At 60.7% G+C, this 13,986-nt stretch carries 11 protein-coding genes; 4 read left to right on the plus strand and 7 right to left on the minus strand.

What is annotated here, in order from left to right; all coding sequences use genetic code 11:
• Window positions 1–8 precede the first annotated feature (8 nt).
• Together OA90_RS16205 and OA90_RS16210 are read right to left on the minus strand one after the other, a co-directional pair.
• On the minus strand, window positions 9–353 hold the full coding sequence (locus tag OA90_RS16205; protein WP_068414005.1) for an antibiotic biosynthesis monooxygenase: 345 nt from the start codon (window positions 351–353) through the stop codon (window positions 9–11).
• Window positions 350–682 (minus strand): NIPSNAP family protein, encoded by a 333-nt coding sequence (locus OA90_RS16210; RefSeq protein WP_068414148.1) that lies wholly within the window; start codon window positions 680–682, stop codon window positions 350–352. Before OA90_RS16210 ends, OA90_RS16205 begins: the two co-directional genes overlap by 4 nt.
• Window positions 683–798: 116 nt before the next feature.
• On the opposite strand from OA90_RS16210, the gene OA90_RS16215 reads away from it, so the two are divergent.
• Window positions 799–1,485 carry a winged helix-turn-helix domain-containing protein gene (locus OA90_RS16215; RefSeq protein ID WP_068414008.1) on the plus strand — a complete coding sequence of 229 codons (687 nt, stop codon included), beginning with the start codon at window positions 799–801 and terminating at the stop codon, window positions 1,483–1,485.
• 131 nt (window positions 1,486–1,616) lie between these two features.
• Here the strand turns inward: OA90_RS16215 and OA90_RS28595 are convergent, their stop codons facing one another.
• The 4 genes from OA90_RS28595 to OA90_RS16230 all read right to left on the minus strand — a co-directional run bounded on the left by OA90_RS28595 (window position 1,617) and on the right by OA90_RS16230 (window position 7,965).
• Window positions 1,617–1,760, minus strand: a complete 144-nt coding sequence (locus OA90_RS28595) for a hypothetical protein (RefSeq protein ID WP_156510530.1) — start codon at window positions 1,758–1,760, stop codon at window positions 1,617–1,619.
• 218 nt (window positions 1,761–1,978) lie between these two features.
• Window positions 1,979–5,707 carry a methionine synthase gene (gene metH, locus OA90_RS16220; RefSeq protein ID WP_068414011.1) on the minus strand — a complete coding sequence of 1,243 codons (3,729 nt, stop codon included), beginning with the start codon at window positions 5,705–5,707 and terminating at the stop codon, window positions 1,979–1,981.
• A gap of 334 nt (window positions 5,708–6,041) precedes the next feature.
• On the minus strand, window positions 6,042–6,953 hold the full coding sequence (gene metF, locus OA90_RS16225) for a methylenetetrahydrofolate reductase [NAD(P)H] (RefSeq protein WP_068414015.1): 912 nt from the start codon (window positions 6,951–6,953) through the stop codon (window positions 6,042–6,044).
• Between the two features lies 1 nt (window position 6,954).
• Complete coding sequence (locus OA90_RS16230) at window positions 6,955–7,965, minus strand: metalloregulator ArsR/SmtB family transcription factor (RefSeq protein ID WP_068414017.1); 1,011 nt, start codon at window positions 7,963–7,965, stop codon at window positions 6,955–6,957.
• A gap of 297 nt (window positions 7,966–8,262) precedes the next feature.
• On the opposite strand from OA90_RS16230, the gene OA90_RS16235 reads away from it, so the two are divergent.
• Window positions 8,263–11,172 (plus strand): hypothetical protein, encoded by a 2,910-nt coding sequence (locus tag OA90_RS16235; RefSeq protein ID WP_068414020.1) that lies wholly within the window; start codon window positions 8,263–8,265, stop codon window positions 11,170–11,172.
• A 262-nt stretch (window positions 11,173–11,434) separates the two neighbouring features.
• Here the strand turns inward: OA90_RS16235 and OA90_RS16240 are convergent, their stop codons facing one another.
• Window positions 11,435–12,424 (minus strand): AraC family transcriptional regulator, encoded by a 990-nt coding sequence (locus OA90_RS16240; protein WP_068414023.1) that lies wholly within the window; start codon window positions 12,422–12,424, stop codon window positions 11,435–11,437.
• A 179-nt stretch (window positions 12,425–12,603) separates the two neighbouring features.
• Here OA90_RS16240 and OA90_RS16245 point away from each other — a divergent pair, with 179 nt between their 5' ends.
• On the plus strand, window positions 12,604–13,044 hold the full coding sequence (locus OA90_RS16245; protein WP_068414026.1) for a cupin domain-containing protein: 441 nt from the start codon (window positions 12,604–12,606) through the stop codon (window positions 13,042–13,044).
• 6 nt (window positions 13,045–13,050) lie between these two features.
• Entirely contained in the window at window positions 13,051–13,926 is an 876-nt protein-coding gene (locus OA90_RS16250) for an alpha/beta hydrolase (RefSeq protein ID WP_156510531.1), read from the plus strand.
• Window positions 13,927–13,986 lie beyond the last annotated feature (60 nt).

The following is a 13,986-nucleotide window of genomic DNA, read 5'->3' on the forward strand; positions in this document are numbered from 1 at the left end:
GAGCTGGTTTATCCGTTCACGGCGCGACTGTCTTCAGGCGCCTGGTCCCGCTCTTCCATGCCGTAGTCGCGCAGCACATGTGCCACGCGGAGCCTGTAGTCCCTGAAATAACTGCTCCGCCCGGCCTTTTGCGCCATGCGATGCTGGGTCAGGCTGCGCCATTCATCAAGCGCTTTTTCGTCCCGGAAAAAAGACACGGACAGGAGTTTTTCCGGGTCTGTCAGGCTTTGAAACCGTTCAACGGACACGAATCCGTCGATCTGTTCGACCAAGGGCCGCATCTCGGCGGCCATGTCGAGATAGGCCTGCTTCTTGTCAGCATGCGGAATGACCTCGAATATCACGGCTATCATCGACTGCTCTCTTTACCGGCATGCGGTGCGGACGCCAGTTTCAGGAAGGTCCGGTCTTCCCGCAAGATAAATCTTTCCGATTGCGCGAAGGCGTAGTTTTCCTGCCCAAGCGGATCGGCGGCCAACCGCGCCCGGTAGGCCTCATAAGCTGCCAGATTTTGGATGGTATAGACCCCGTAGGCCAGGGTGGAGGAACCTTCATGCGGAGCGAAATAGCCGATCAGATCCGCCCCGCATCGGGGAATCGCCTGACCCCAGTTGCGGGCATACTGTTCGAAGGCCGTCTTTTTCGCCGGGTCGATGTGATAGCGGATGAAACAGGTGATCATGACGGTCATGCCTTTCCGTTGCCGTTGACCTGTTCCATGTGCCATGGTCTGCGGCAGGAATGCTTCGACAAGGATCGAACCATGAAAGACCAACTATCCGTGAAGGCGACCTGTCCATGAAAGATGGCCCGGACATTGCCCGCATAGGATCGCTGATCGGCGATCCCGCCCGCGCCAACATCCTCAGTGCACTGATGAGCGGCAAAGCTCTGACGGCAACGGAACTTGCCACCGAGGCCGGGATTACCGGACAGACCGCCAGCTCTCACTTGAAAAAGCTGATGGAAGGCGGATTGCTGACCCAGGCCAAACAGGGCCGGCACCGGTATTTCACCCTCGCCGGTCCGGAGGTCGGCACGGTTGTGGAAGCGCTCATGGGTCTTGCGGCGCGAAAGGGCCATTTGCGCACCCGCACGGGCCCGAAGGACCCGGCAATGCGCGCCGCCCGCGTCTGCTACGACCATCTCGCCGGCGATCTGGCCGTGCGGATGTACGACAGTCTTCAAACCCGCGGATTTCTGGTGGTCTCGACGGACAAGGGCGGGCTCGGGCTGACCGAAGGCGGCAGGAACTTCGTCTCCACGATCGGCATCGATCTGGACGCCCTCGGCGCCACCCGCCGCCCACTCTGCCGCGCCTGTCTCGACTGGAGCGAACGGCGCAACCACCTTGCCGGCAGTCTCGGGGCAGCGCTTTTCGACCGGTTCCAGGACAAGGGCTGGCTGCGACGTGAAGCCGGCAGCCGGGTCGTGACCATCCACCCAAACGGACACGCGGAGCTTTGCAAGCTGTTTCCAGCTTAAGTGTGGACCAAAACAAAAAACCCGGCCGAAGCCGGGTCTTGTAGTCAGGTGAGTAGACGCTCGGGAGCATGATAAACGTCTAATCGGGGGCGTATTCCTTTTATTGGGGCCAGTGTAGCTCGGCCCTGAACTCAGGAAGCCTGCTTGGACTCCTGAGTGTTCGGGAGCGCTTCGCGAAAGCTGCGGTAGAGCCGCGCCGGCAACCACGGCAGGCGGTCACGGTTGAAGTCCTGACGGTGCTGTACCAGAATAAATTTTGCAGTGTAGACGTTCATTTCAATCTCCTCTCAGGTGCGCCGGGTTTCCCGCACACCACATTATCTCTTATATATAGGTGCACATTGTGCACTTATCCAGAGCGCACTTGGTGCATATTGCCCAAAATTCGTATTATTTTCGTTACATCAGCGGCGTTCACGCCAAAAACAAACGGCCTTCCGGGGGTAATCCGCGGAAGGCCGTGAAAATTCCAGCTTGCAGAAGGTAAAAAAGCCTACTCGGCCGCCTCCATGCGGGCGGGATCGTAATTCAGGATCGGGGCCAGCCAGCGTTCGGCATAGGCCAGATCCCATCCCTTGCGGGCCGCATAATCTTCCACCTGGTCTTTTTCGATCTTGCCGACGCCGAAATAGTGGCTGTCCGGATGACTGAAATAGAGACCCGAGACCGACGATCCCGGAAGCATGGCCCGGCTTTCCGTCAGTTGAATGCCGGTCAGGCGTTCCGCATCGAGCAGTTTGAACAGCGTGTCCTTCTCGGTGTGGTCCGGCTGGGCCGGGTAACCGGCGGCTGGACGGATGCCCTGGTATTTCTCGGCGATCGTATCCTCATTGGAAAGCGCCTCGTCGGCGGCATAGCCCCAAAGGTCCTTGCGCACGATCTGGTGCAGCTTTTCCGCGAAGGCTTCCGCGAGCCGGTCGGCGAGCGCCTGTGAGAGGATCTTGCTGTAGTCGTCCCCTTCCCGCGCATAGCGCGCGGCGAGTTCGTCTTCGCCATGGCCCGCGGTCACCGCGAAACCGCCGATCCAGTCGTTTATGCCGCTGCCCCGCGGCGCTACAAAGTCGCTGAGGGCAACATTCGCCCGCCCGCCCGCGTTCCGTTCCATCTGCTGACGCAGCGTATGAAGCGTGGCCAGCGTTTCGGAGCGGCTCTCGTCGGTGAAGAGACGAATGTCGTCACCATCCGCATTGGCCGGCCACAGGGTTGCAACGCCTTTTGCGGTCAGGAGCTTGCCCTCGACGATCTCGTCCAGCATCCGCCGCGCATCGTCGTAAAGCGCCCTGGCCGCCGGACCGTAGCGATTGTCGGTCAGCACCGCCGGATAGCGGCCCTTGATCTCCCAGGTGGAGAAGAACGGCGTCCAGTCGATCAGCGGCACCAGATCTTCCAGCGGATAATCCTCGAACACCGTCCTGCCCGGTTTCAGCGGCGCCACCGGAGGTTTGCCGGAGAAATCGGATTTGAAGGCATTCTCGCGCGCCACGGCAAGCGGGCTGCGCTTCTGCGCGCCCCGGCCGGCGGCATGTTTTTCGGCGATGTCCGCGTATTCGACGCGGATATCGTCAAAATAAGGCTCTCGGCCACCTTCGCTCATCAGCTTGGAGACAACTCCCACCGCGCGCCCGGCGTCGGTGACATAGATCGCCTGCCCGCGTTGGTAATTCGGATGGACTTTGACCGCAGTGTGGATCTTCGACGTCGTCGCCCCGCCGATCAGCAAGGGCAGGTCCATGCCTTCCCGCTCCAGCTCGCCGGCAACGTGGCACATCTCGTCGAGTGACGGAGTGATCAGACCGCTGAGCCCGATGATGTCGACTTTCTCCTGCCGTGCGGTTTCAAGAATTTTCGCGGCGGGCACCATTACACCCAGGTCGATCACCTCGAAATTGTTGCACTGGAGAACGACGCCGACGATGTTCTTGCCGATGTCATGCACATCGCCTTTCACTGTCGCCATCAGGATTTTGCCATTCGAGGAATGACCGGTGATCCCCAGCTCTTCCTTTTCCTTCTCCATGAAGGGCATCAGATAAGCAACGGCCTTTTTCATCACGCGCGCGGATTTGACCACCTGCGGCAGGAACATCTGGCCGGACCCGAACAGGTCGCCGACCACATTCATGCCATCCATCAGCGGCCCCTCGATCACGTGCAGCGGCCGGTCGAAGGACTGGCGTGCCTCTTCCGTATCCTCTTCCACGTAGTCGGCAATGCCATGCACCAGCGCGTGTTCCATGCGTTTGGCAACGTCCCAGGTGCGCCAGGTGAGATCCGCCACCCGTTTCTGGCCGCCCTCGCCCTTCCAGCGCTCGGCTGCTTCCAGCATGCGGTCGGTGCTGTCGTCGCGGCGGTTCAGTACCACGTCACCGCACAGCTCGCGCAGCTCCTTGTCCAGATCGTTGTAGACGGCAAGCTGACCGGCATTGACGATGCCCATATCCATTCCGCGCTGGATGGCATGGTAGAGAAACACCGAATGCATCGCCTCGCGCACGGCCTCGTTGCCGCGGAACGAAAAACTCAGGTTCGAAACGCCACCCGAGACATGCGCATGCGGCAGGTTCTCGCGGATCCAGCCGGTCGCCTCGATGAAGTCGACGCCGTAGTTGTTGTGTTCCTCAATGCCGGTTGCGACCGCGAAAATATTCGGATCGAAAATGATGTCTTCCGGCGGGAACCCGACCTCTTCCGTCAACAGCTTGTAGGAACGCGCGCAGATCTCGGTCTTGCGCTCGAAACTGTCGGCCTGTCCCTGCTCGTCGAAAGCCATCACCACAACGGCCGCGCCGTAGCGGCGGACGAGTTTCGCCTGGTCGATGAAGGCTTCTTCGCCTTCCTTCATGGAAATGGAGTTCACCACCCCCTTGCCCTGGATGCATTTGAGACCGGCCTCGATCACGCTCCATTTGGAACTGTCGATCATCACCGGCACCTTGGCGATATCCGGTTCGGCGGCCACAAGATTGAGGAAGGTGACCATGGCCTCCTCGGAGTCCAGAAGTCCCTCGTCCATGTTGACGTCGATGATCTGGGCGCCGTTCTCGACCTGCTGGCGGGCAACCTCCAGCGCGGCCGCGTAGTCGTCCTCCTTGATCAGTTTGCGGAAGCGGGCCGAGCCGGTAACGTTGGTCCGTTCGCCGACGTTGACGAAGTTGGTTTCTTTCGTGACCACAAATGGCTCGAGTCCCGAAAGCCGCATATGCCGCTCGATTTTCGGGATCTCGCGCGGTTTCGTGTCCGCGACGGCCTCGGCAATCGCCCGGATATGCGCCGGCGTGGTTCCGCAGCAGCCACCGACGATGTTCACCAGTCCGGCCGAGGCGAATTCGCCGACCAGTCCGGCCATATGCTCCGGGCTTTCATCATATTCGCCGAATTCATTGGGCAGGCCCGCGTTCGGATAGGCGCAGACCAGTGTGTCCGCGATGCGGCCCAGCTCATCCACATGGGCCCGCATTTCCTTCGCGCCGAGCGCGCAGTTGAGGCCGATGCTGACCGGATTGGTGTGGCGGACCGAATTCCAGAACGCTTCCGGCGTCTGGCCGGAAAGCGTGCGGCCGGAAAGGTCGGTGATCGTGCCGGAAATCATCACCGGCAGGGCCTTGCCGGTTTCCTCGAACACTTCGTCGATGGCAAACAGCGCGGCCTTGGCGTTCAGCGTGTCGAAGATGGTTTCCACCAGCAGGATATCGGCGCCACCGGCAATCAGGCCGCGCGCCGCATCCGCATAGGCAATGCGCAAATCGTCAAAACTTACGGCACGATAGCCAGGGTTGTTCACGTCCGGCGAGATCGACGCCGTACGGTTGGTCGGGCCGAGGGCACCTGCGACAAACCGGGGCCGCGAGGGATCGTTTGCGGTCACCTGGTCGCAGGCTTCGCGCGCAAGTCTCGCGCTTTCAAGGTTCAACTCGTAGGCCAGTTCCTCCATGCCGTAATCGGCCTGCGCGATAGTGGTGGAGGAGAAGGTATTGGTCTCCACGATATCCGCGCCGGCTTCCAGGTAATCGACGTGGATCTGGCGGATGGCATCGGGCAGGGTCAGGCTGAGCAGATCGTTGTTGCCCTTCACGTCGCTCGGCCAGTCGGCAAAGCGCGCACCGCGATAGGCCGCCTCGTCCAGCTTCAAAAGCTGGATCTCCGTTCCCATCGCGCCGTCCAGCACGAGAATGCGGGATTTGGCAAGGTCACGGAGGCGCTCAACGGCGTCGGACTTGATCACGGGTATTTCCTTCCAGAGTGTCTGGCCAGAGTTTCTGGTTTGTTGTTTCTTGTCAGGGCATTTCCGGTTCGGAAACACCCTTGAATTTCAATGTGCAAGGCAAGTGCGCGGCAGGCACTGCCTTTTACGGATCGCCCCGGGCAAGCGAAGCGCGAGCCCATCACGGCGATCCTGCGATGGCTTTCACCGGGACGGGCCGAACCCAGCGCTCCGCAACTCAATCGCGCCCCGCAAAACAAACACCGTCTTCCGGCAGTTGAGGCCAGGTTCCCTCCCTCTTGCGGGTGGGGTCAGAGGTCATGGGAACCCCGGGAATGCGTCGGAGCCCGGAACCTTATGCCGCCATATCCTCATGCACGGGCTTTCCCATGCCCAGCATGTGGCAGATGGCATAGGTCAGGTCGGCGCGGTTCATGGTGTAGAAGTGAAAGTCGCAGATCCCCCTGTCCACCAGATCCATAACCTGCTCACAGGCAACCGCGACCCCGACCAGCTTGCGGGTTTCCGGATCGTTGGCGAGCCCCGCGAAACGGCGGGCCAGCCACTGCGGGATCGACGTGCCGCATTTGGCCGAAAACACCATGGTCTGTTCGAAATTGTGGATCGGAACGATCCCCGGGATCACCGGAATGTTGATCCCGGCCGCCGCGATCCTGTCCAGATAAGCATCGAACATGTCATTGTCGAAGAAATACTGGGTGATGATCCGGTCGGCGCCCGCGTCAACCTTGCGCTTCAGATTGTCGATTTCAGTCTGCCAGTTGCCGCTTTCCGGATGCTTTTCCGGGTAACCGGACACGGAGATGTCGAAATTGGCGATTTTCTTGATGCCGGCGACCAGGTCGGACGCATAGGCATAGCCCTTTTCATGCGCGACATAGCGCGTCCCGATGCCCTCCAGCGGGTCGCCGCGCAGGGCAACCAGATGGCGCACACCGAGCGCCCAGTAGTCGCGAACAATGGCATCGACTTCCTCTTTGGAGGCCCCGACGCAAGTCAGGTGAGCGGCGGGAGCAAGGTCCGTTTCCCTCAGAATCCGCTCCACCGTCTTGTGCGTGCGTTCCCGCGTCGTGCCGCCCGCGCCATAGGTCACGGACACGAAAGACGGCTCGAGCGGAGCAAGACGCTGCACGGTATTCCAGAGGGTTTCCGCCATCTTCTCGGACTTCGGCGGAAAGAACTCGAAGGACGCGGTTATCGGCGACGCTGCGGCCTGATGCGACCGGCGGGAAGAAGATTCAGACATTTCAGGCGACCTCTCGGGACGTATCTCGGGCAGGCAGGTCGGTGACAATCCGTCGGTCACGAGCTAGCCAAAGTGTAACGGTTAGTTTGTTTTCGGTTCCCTCGGCCGGAACCAGGTCGGTGACCTGTTCCAGATCGAGTTCAAGAGCTTCCAGCCAGCGTTCCATCTGGTCACGGCCGAAGCCGAGCCGGCGGTGCGCATGTTTCTCACGCAGGAACTCAAGCTCATGAGGAGCAAAATCGACAAGCAGCAGGCGACCGCCGGGCCGCAGAGCCCGGGCGGCTTCGCTCAGCGCGCGCGCCGGTTCGTCAAGGAAGTGCAGAACCTGATGAACCGCAACAACATCGAAAGAGCGCGGCGGCACGTTCAGCGCATAGACGTCGCCATGGCGGACCTGCGCGCTGGCAAGGCCGGATCTGGCAAGGTTCGCCCGCGCGACCGCAAGCATGTCATGGGAGGCGTCGATGCCCAGCGCGGAGGTATAGAGATCGGAAAACACTTCCAGCAGGCGGCCGGTGCCGGTGCCCAGATCCAGGAAAGACTGGAACGGCTTGTCGCCGAGCGCGGCCCGCATGGCGGTTTCCACATCGTCCTCGGACACATGCAACGAGCGTTCCCGGTCCCAGGTGAGCGCACGGGCCGCGAAATAGGAAGCAGCCTCCTCGGCCTTGGCCTTGCGGATCGCCTGGCAGCGCTCCTGATCGGCCGCCAGAACCGGGTCTTCTTTCGAAATGCGCGCGACAAGCGCCCGCGCAAGCTCGCCTTCCGGTCCATCCGCCAGACGGTAATAGACCCAGGAGCCTTCCGGAAAACGCTGGATCAGATCCGCCTCCGCCAGAAGCTTCAGGTGCCGGGAGATCCGTGGCTGGCTCTGACCGAGAATGGCGGTCGCATCCTTCACCGTCAGTTCGCTTTCCGCCAGCAGGGCGATCAGCCGCAACCGTGTCGCCTCGCCCACCGCCCTCAGGGCGGCCAGGGTATCGTCTACGGAAAGGATCTGGTCTTCACTCATGCGCTCTGCCAATAATGTCGATATAAAGATATGTTTATGTCAAATGCGCCAGCATTGCAAGTACCGGGATCAAAACCGGCGCAGATTGGCCGGAATGCGACCGGCGGCGTAACGGGATAGCCGGCACCGGACCTCAATCGGCATCGAGGACCCGACATACCGGGTTCCGGCATGCAATGGGAAACCGGCTGAAATTTCATCAACAGCAGCCTTTGCGATTTAAAGAACACAACCTATGATTATAGTAACGAAGTAATGCTACTATAAACTTCAGATCCGTTTTGGGAGGGAAGTCAGATGCCATTCGACCGGATTTTCGCACATGAGATCTTCAAGGATATCGATACCAGGGCCCTGATCGAGGCCTTCGACATCCGCAAGGATATCGAAGCCGCATTTCCGTTGTCCGAGCGCAATCCCTTGCCGCACCTGCAGCAGGGCCAGGAGATTGCCTCCATTCCGCCCGAAGGCCTCCTGATCGACACACCGGGAACTTACCGGCTGACCACCGACGTCAGCTGGCAGCCACAAGGGCCGGGCGTCGCCATCCTGATCAGCGCCGACGACGTGTCGCTGGACCTGGGCGGCTTCAAGCTGGACATCGAGGCACCGTCGCCGGATGTCAAGCTGGTGGCGATTCTCGCGACCGCATTGAATAAAGACGGCAAACTGCACCATGTCAGCATCCAGAACGGCACCATCGCCAATTCGACACTTTACGGCCTTTACGCCAAGAACATCTCTCACCTTGAGGTCGGCAACCTCCACGTCACCGGAAGCCGCTATAAAAACACCACCGCGGCCAACATCACGCCCTCCGGCATGCTGATCGCCAAGTCGGAAACTGTTGCGGTCTCCAAGTGCAGGGTAACGGATCTCACCGTCACTGCCCCTTCCTGTGCCGGTTTCCAGATAACCGATTGCAGCGGCGCCAATCTTCTGGACTGCGCGGTTTCGGATTTCGTCAACGAGGACGGCTCCGCGCAGGGCTACAGCTTTCTGGCCTGCACTGACCTGAAATGCTCGGGCTGCAGCGCCGACGGACTGACGACCCATTTCAAGGGGGAGACGAACACCATCGGCCACACGGCCATCGGCTATGTGCCCATGTTCTGCTGCGGCCTTGCCTTTCATGACTGTTCGGCGGCCGATATCACCGGATGCTGTGACGATGCCCACGGAATGTCGGTGTTCCTCAATGCCGATGTCATCGTTTCCGGCTTCCGCGCCCAGACCGTTCTGGATGGCATGACGCGCAATTTCACCGGCGCCAAGGCGACCGGTCTGGAAATCTACGGTGTCGGTGTACAGGTGGAAAATTGCACGGTCAGAGACATCAAAGCGATCCGCCCTCAGGATCTGCAAAGCGCAGGCTTCAGCTCCTGGGGAGCAGATATCAGTTTTTTCAACTGCCTGGCTGAAGATATTAAGGTGCTGGATGAAAATCTACTGCCAGACACCTCCTGCGGCAACGGCACGGGCTACGGCTGGGCGCCGGATCCCAGGTCGGAGTTTCGCGATGTGAACGCGAACCTGGTAACCTATTTTTGCTGCGCCGCTCAGGACTGCCAGGTCGGATTCGATACCTTCAAGCATGTCTGCTCGCTCTGGGACACGCTGCGGATCGCCAGTTGCGACGTCCCGATCCTGAAGCAAAGCGACGGCACCTCCCGGACAGTGACAATGGATCTGTGCTCGGAATCGCCTACCGGCATGCCCTATAGCTGCACCATCCCCAACACGGCTGCCGACAACAGTTTCCAAGCCGTTCGCATCGAGAACGGCTGCGGCGGGGCGGCTTACCCGCCGGTAGCCCCAACCGAAAGCTGGTCGGTTCCCCGGGTATCCCTGCCCGGACTGTTTTCCATGCAATCGGCCTTCGAAAACGAGTGGTGGTACTATGTCGGCACCCTGGAGACCGCGGACCAGACGCTTGTCAGCGTGCAGTTCCAGTTGCTGCGCGCAAGCCTCACCACGGCCTCGTCCCTTGCAGGAGCCCTGGTCGGCATCGGCTGGCGCAGCGGAGGCGTATCCAGTTATCTGTTTTCGCAAGGTTATGGTTTCGGCGCCTCGACGGGCGGTCCCCTTTCCCCCCTTGAAAATGCCCTTGTCGTTCCAAACGCGGCTGATCATGGCTTCCAGGCCTCCTTCGCGCCCCTGCTTGAAATCGTCGATCCGAAAGGCCCTCCGGCCGATCCGGTGAAGTTCCCTTCCGGCGGCGGCCCAAGCCACACGGTTGCCTATACCGGGTCCGGGCGACTTGGCCATCCCGGGAGCTGCTACGCGCTCAAGGGCAGCGGAACCGGTTTTCTCAGCCAAACCGGATCGGGGTCCCCTCCGGCAACGGCCGACTACGCCCTCGCGCTGGACTTCGAAGACAAGCTTGGCACGGTCATGGAAGGCCTTTCCGGCTATGTCGGTTCGGAATTGTTCGCCGCAAACTCACAGATCGGCGTCGACGGCTCCTACGAATGCGCCCAGCCCGCGCTCAACGTGACCGGTGGCAAACTCGTAATCGATGGCGTCGCCGTCGAGGTGACCGGCGGCAGTCTGTGGATGGACCGGCAGATGACGGCAAGCCTGCCGCCGCGCCAACCGGTCGGAAGCAGACATACTGGCGGCCCGGACGGCCTCAGAGACCTCCTGACCACCGGCGCCAGTTCTTTCAAGCCGCTCTATCGCGGCAACTGGATCGCCCTCAGACTGAATACCGGCCCCTGCTTCGCCCTCGCCGAATTCTGGCCGCCGCTGACGCCGCAATGGATCACCGGAACCAAGGTTGGCCATCCGCCGCTGCACGGTTTCGGCAACATGTTTTTCACCGCTGGCAGCGCAGAGGCTTATGCGCCCAATGGCGGCCGCTATTTGAAACCCCGGAAGTCGCTTGTTGGCGATGATTGGGATTTCGACGTCAACATCCTCGACCATGCCAACCCGCCGGCGTCGCCGCACTGGACCTCGCCACTCTCGGGTCACACGTATGCCACCGCGCTGGAGGTCGAATTTTCCGACAAGATCCAGGCACTCGGCGTGCCGCACTATCTCTATCTCTATGCCATCGCTGAGAATTGCGAGAACGCTTTACCCGGCGGCGCCAACCACTTCTTCGAAGGGGCAGCCTTGATCTATCTGGAAAAGTCACCTGACGGCGGGCCTCTGGGCGATCCCTGCGGCTACGCCTTCATCGAGGAAATGGGATACAATTAAAGCATGTCGCATTTAGACGGATTCACCTATTCAGGAAAGCGCCCAAGGCCGCGTTTGCAGTACAAATGCGTTCGGGTGTTCTCCTGAATTCAATTGAACGCGACGGAAACCAGAAGTTTTTCAAAGCGGGGCGCCTGCATGGCCAATCCGGAGGCCGGCAAGTCTTGTTGCAGAGCGTAATTGCGGCAATCGCCGGTGCCCGTGACACCACGGCGCTCGCTGCCCCCGGCACGTGACTTGGGGCGCATGGGGCCGGATTGCGTCAGCGCTGCTCGCTCGGCAAATGTCCGAAACGGTCCTTGTAGTAAGAGGAGAACCGGCCAAGATGTGAGAAGCCGCAGGAATAGGCCGCGTCGCCCACGCTCGGCGGATCCCTTCTGGCCGACAGCAGATAATGCACTTTGTCCAGCCGTGCATTGCGCAGCACCTGCATCGGGCTTTGGCCGAAAATTCGCTGAAATCCCTTTTGCAGCGTGCGCACGTTGATACCCGCCGCCAGCGCGATGTCGGCCAGATTGATCGGCTCGGCCAGATTGGCGTGAATATACTCAAGCGCGATCCGGATTTCCCTGGGATTGGCTCGGCGGTCCGAGCGTTCGATGATATGCGAGATGTTGCTGGGCTGAAGGGTCAGCAGCGCATGCGCCAGATCCTCCTCTGCCCTCAGGTCCCTTGCCGCCAGCGGACCCTGGAACAGGTCTCCGTTTTCGATTGCCTGAGCGCAGGCCATCACAAGGCGTTTCAACTCGCGCCCCGGCCCGTTGACCAGATCGACCTGCATCTTGAACCTGATCGGCCCCGGGAGCGGGGTTCCCGTTATTGACCGGGCAACCTCTTCCAGCCGGGTCCGGTCAACCTGCAGCAAAAGCTTGCTGCAGTCGCGCCCCCAATGCAGTAAAGCGCCCCGGTCCGGGTTGAGAATGGCTCCCATCCGCGTGGTCGCGGTCATGTCCTCGCCACGGTGTCTGATATTGGCGCTTCCGGACAGCGGCACCTGAAACAGATAGAAGGAATCCAGCCGTCCCGGATCCACCGTAACGTCGGCGCCATAGTGCAGGTAATTGGCGGAAATGCTTCGCCCGCTCACCGCATTGTGGCGGACGAAAAGGCCGGATCGGCAGCCTAAGACCTCGAGCTTGTGATCGCACAGCTTGCCGGAAATGATGTGCTTTGCCTCATCCATGTCGCGGGTGCGAACCACCGGATTGCGCGTGAAATATTCCTTCGTTGGCAAAGCCTGAGGTGTGGCCATCGGTTTCCTTGCAGAACGGTTCCAGGTTGGTCCAGCCTGATCTTGTGCATGACTTCCAAAATGCTTCAAGCTTAAAACGACGCCGAAGACGGGTTCGTTTTTCGGATACTTGATTACACCGATGCAATGCAGTGTAGGCTGAGCACAAAGTCCTAACCGTAACAGCAGGAACCCGGAAAATGGAAAAAGGCGTGTTGAAGGCCGATGCCGGCATGAACGCTCTGGCATGGAATGTCGTGGGGCACACCTATGTCCCCAAGCTCCTGAGCGAAGATGCGTTCGTCTGGCACGCCACCATTCCCGATGGCACTTTCGTGCCGCCGCATATCCACCCGACCCAGGATGAGTGGATCTACATGCTGGAAGGTGAACTGGACATCGAATTCGCCGATGAGCAGGTCAAGGCCGGCGCCGGTGACACCGTCAAGATGCCGCGCGGCATCGCCCATGGCATTTTCAATCGCTCCGGCGGAACGGCGAAATGCATCTTCGGAGTATCGCCGGCGCGCGAACTCTACAAGCTGTTTACCGAACTCGACGGGGTGAGCGACCCCGCAGAGCTGGTGCGCCTGTCCGCGCTGCGCGAAGTGAACTTCCTCCCTCCCCCCGATGCGAAATAGGCCCGAATGACACTTGAACCTTTGTGCGATTGGGACGACGCCTTCGCCAACATGAAGCATGTAGCCAACTCCGGCGAGTTGCCTGCCTTCTGGGCCGCGCGGGCCGCGGCCTACAGGGCGGACCTGCAGGCGGGCGGGCAGCGTCTGGAACTGGACATCCCCTATGGCAACCATCCGCGGGAAAAGCTGGACATCGTCTGGCCGGACGACACCCCTCGGGGAATTGCCGTTTTTGTTCACGGCGGCTTCTGGATGCGGCTGGAAAAGGGGCACTGGACGGATTTCGCGGAAGGCGCGCGGGCAAAGGGCTGGGCTGTCTGTCTGCCCAGCTATACCCTGGCCCCGGAAGCGCGCATCCATGAGATCACCGCCCAGATCGGCCGGGCGATTTCAACCGCTGCCGGGCTGGTGGACGGCCCCATCCGCCTGTCCGGGCACTCGGCCGGCGGTCACCTTGCAACGCGCATGCTGTGCTCCGACACCCCGCTGCCGGGCCCCGTGTTCGAACGCATTGCCCATACCCTTTCGATCAGTGGTCTTCATGACCTGCGGCCACTGCTGCACACCGCCATGAACCGGACACTCAATCTGGATCTCGAGGAGGCCCGCGCCGAAAGCGCGGTGCTGGCGCAACCGGCGGCAGCCGCACCCTTGACCTGCTGGGTCGGAGGCGGTGAACGGCCCGAATTCATCCGCCAGACCCGCCTCCTCACTGACATGTGGGCAGGGCTGGACGTTCCGGTACGCTGCGAAGTTGAAGGCGATCACAATCACTTCACGATCATTGAAGGTCTCAGGGAACCGGACTCACCGATCACGGCGGCCTTTGTCGACTCGGTTACGCAGGACCAGCTGCAACACGAAGCTGGTGCGGACACATGACTATCAAACTTCAGGGTCCCGATATGCAGCCCCTCACTATTCAGGCCCCTGAGAGACGGA

It is taken from the genome of Labrenzia sp. OB1 (genome assembly GCF_001624695.1).
Taxonomy (GTDB): Bacteria; Pseudomonadota; Alphaproteobacteria; order Rhizobiales; family Stappiaceae; genus Roseibium.

Bases quoted from the DNA above. Each gene is read 5' to 3' on its own strand.
- OA90_RS16205 (WP_068414005.1), bottom strand. From the start codon at position 353: ATGATAGCCGTGATATTCGAGGTCATTCCGCATGCTGACAAGAAGCAG.
- OA90_RS16210 (WP_068414148.1), bottom strand. From the start codon at position 682: ATGATCACCTGTTTCATCCGCTATCACATCGACCCGGCGAAAAAGACG.
- OA90_RS16215 (WP_068414008.1), top strand. From the start codon at position 799: ATGAAAGATGGCCCGGACATTGCCCGCATAGGATCGCTGATCGGCGAT.
- OA90_RS28595 (WP_156510530.1), bottom strand. From the start codon at position 1,760: ATGAACGTCTACACTGCAAAATTTATTCTGGTACAGCACCGTCAGGAC.
- metF (WP_068414015.1), bottom strand. From the start codon at position 6,953: ATGTCTGAATCTTCTTCCCGCCGGTCGCATCAGGCCGCAGCGTCGCCG.
- OA90_RS16230 (WP_068414017.1), bottom strand. From the start codon at position 7,965: ATGAGTGAAGACCAGATCCTTTCCGTAGACGATACCCTGGCCGCCCTG.
- OA90_RS16235 (WP_068414020.1), top strand. From the start codon at position 8,263: ATGCCATTCGACCGGATTTTCGCACATGAGATCTTCAAGGATATCGAT.
- OA90_RS16240 (WP_068414023.1), bottom strand. From the start codon at position 12,424: ATGGCCACACCTCAGGCTTTGCCAACGAAGGAATATTTCACGCGCAAT.
- OA90_RS16245 (WP_068414026.1), top strand. From the start codon at position 12,604: ATGGAAAAAGGCGTGTTGAAGGCCGATGCCGGCATGAACGCTCTGGCA.
- OA90_RS16250 (WP_156510531.1), top strand. From the start codon at position 13,051: ATGACACTTGAACCTTTGTGCGATTGGGACGACGCCTTCGCCAACATG.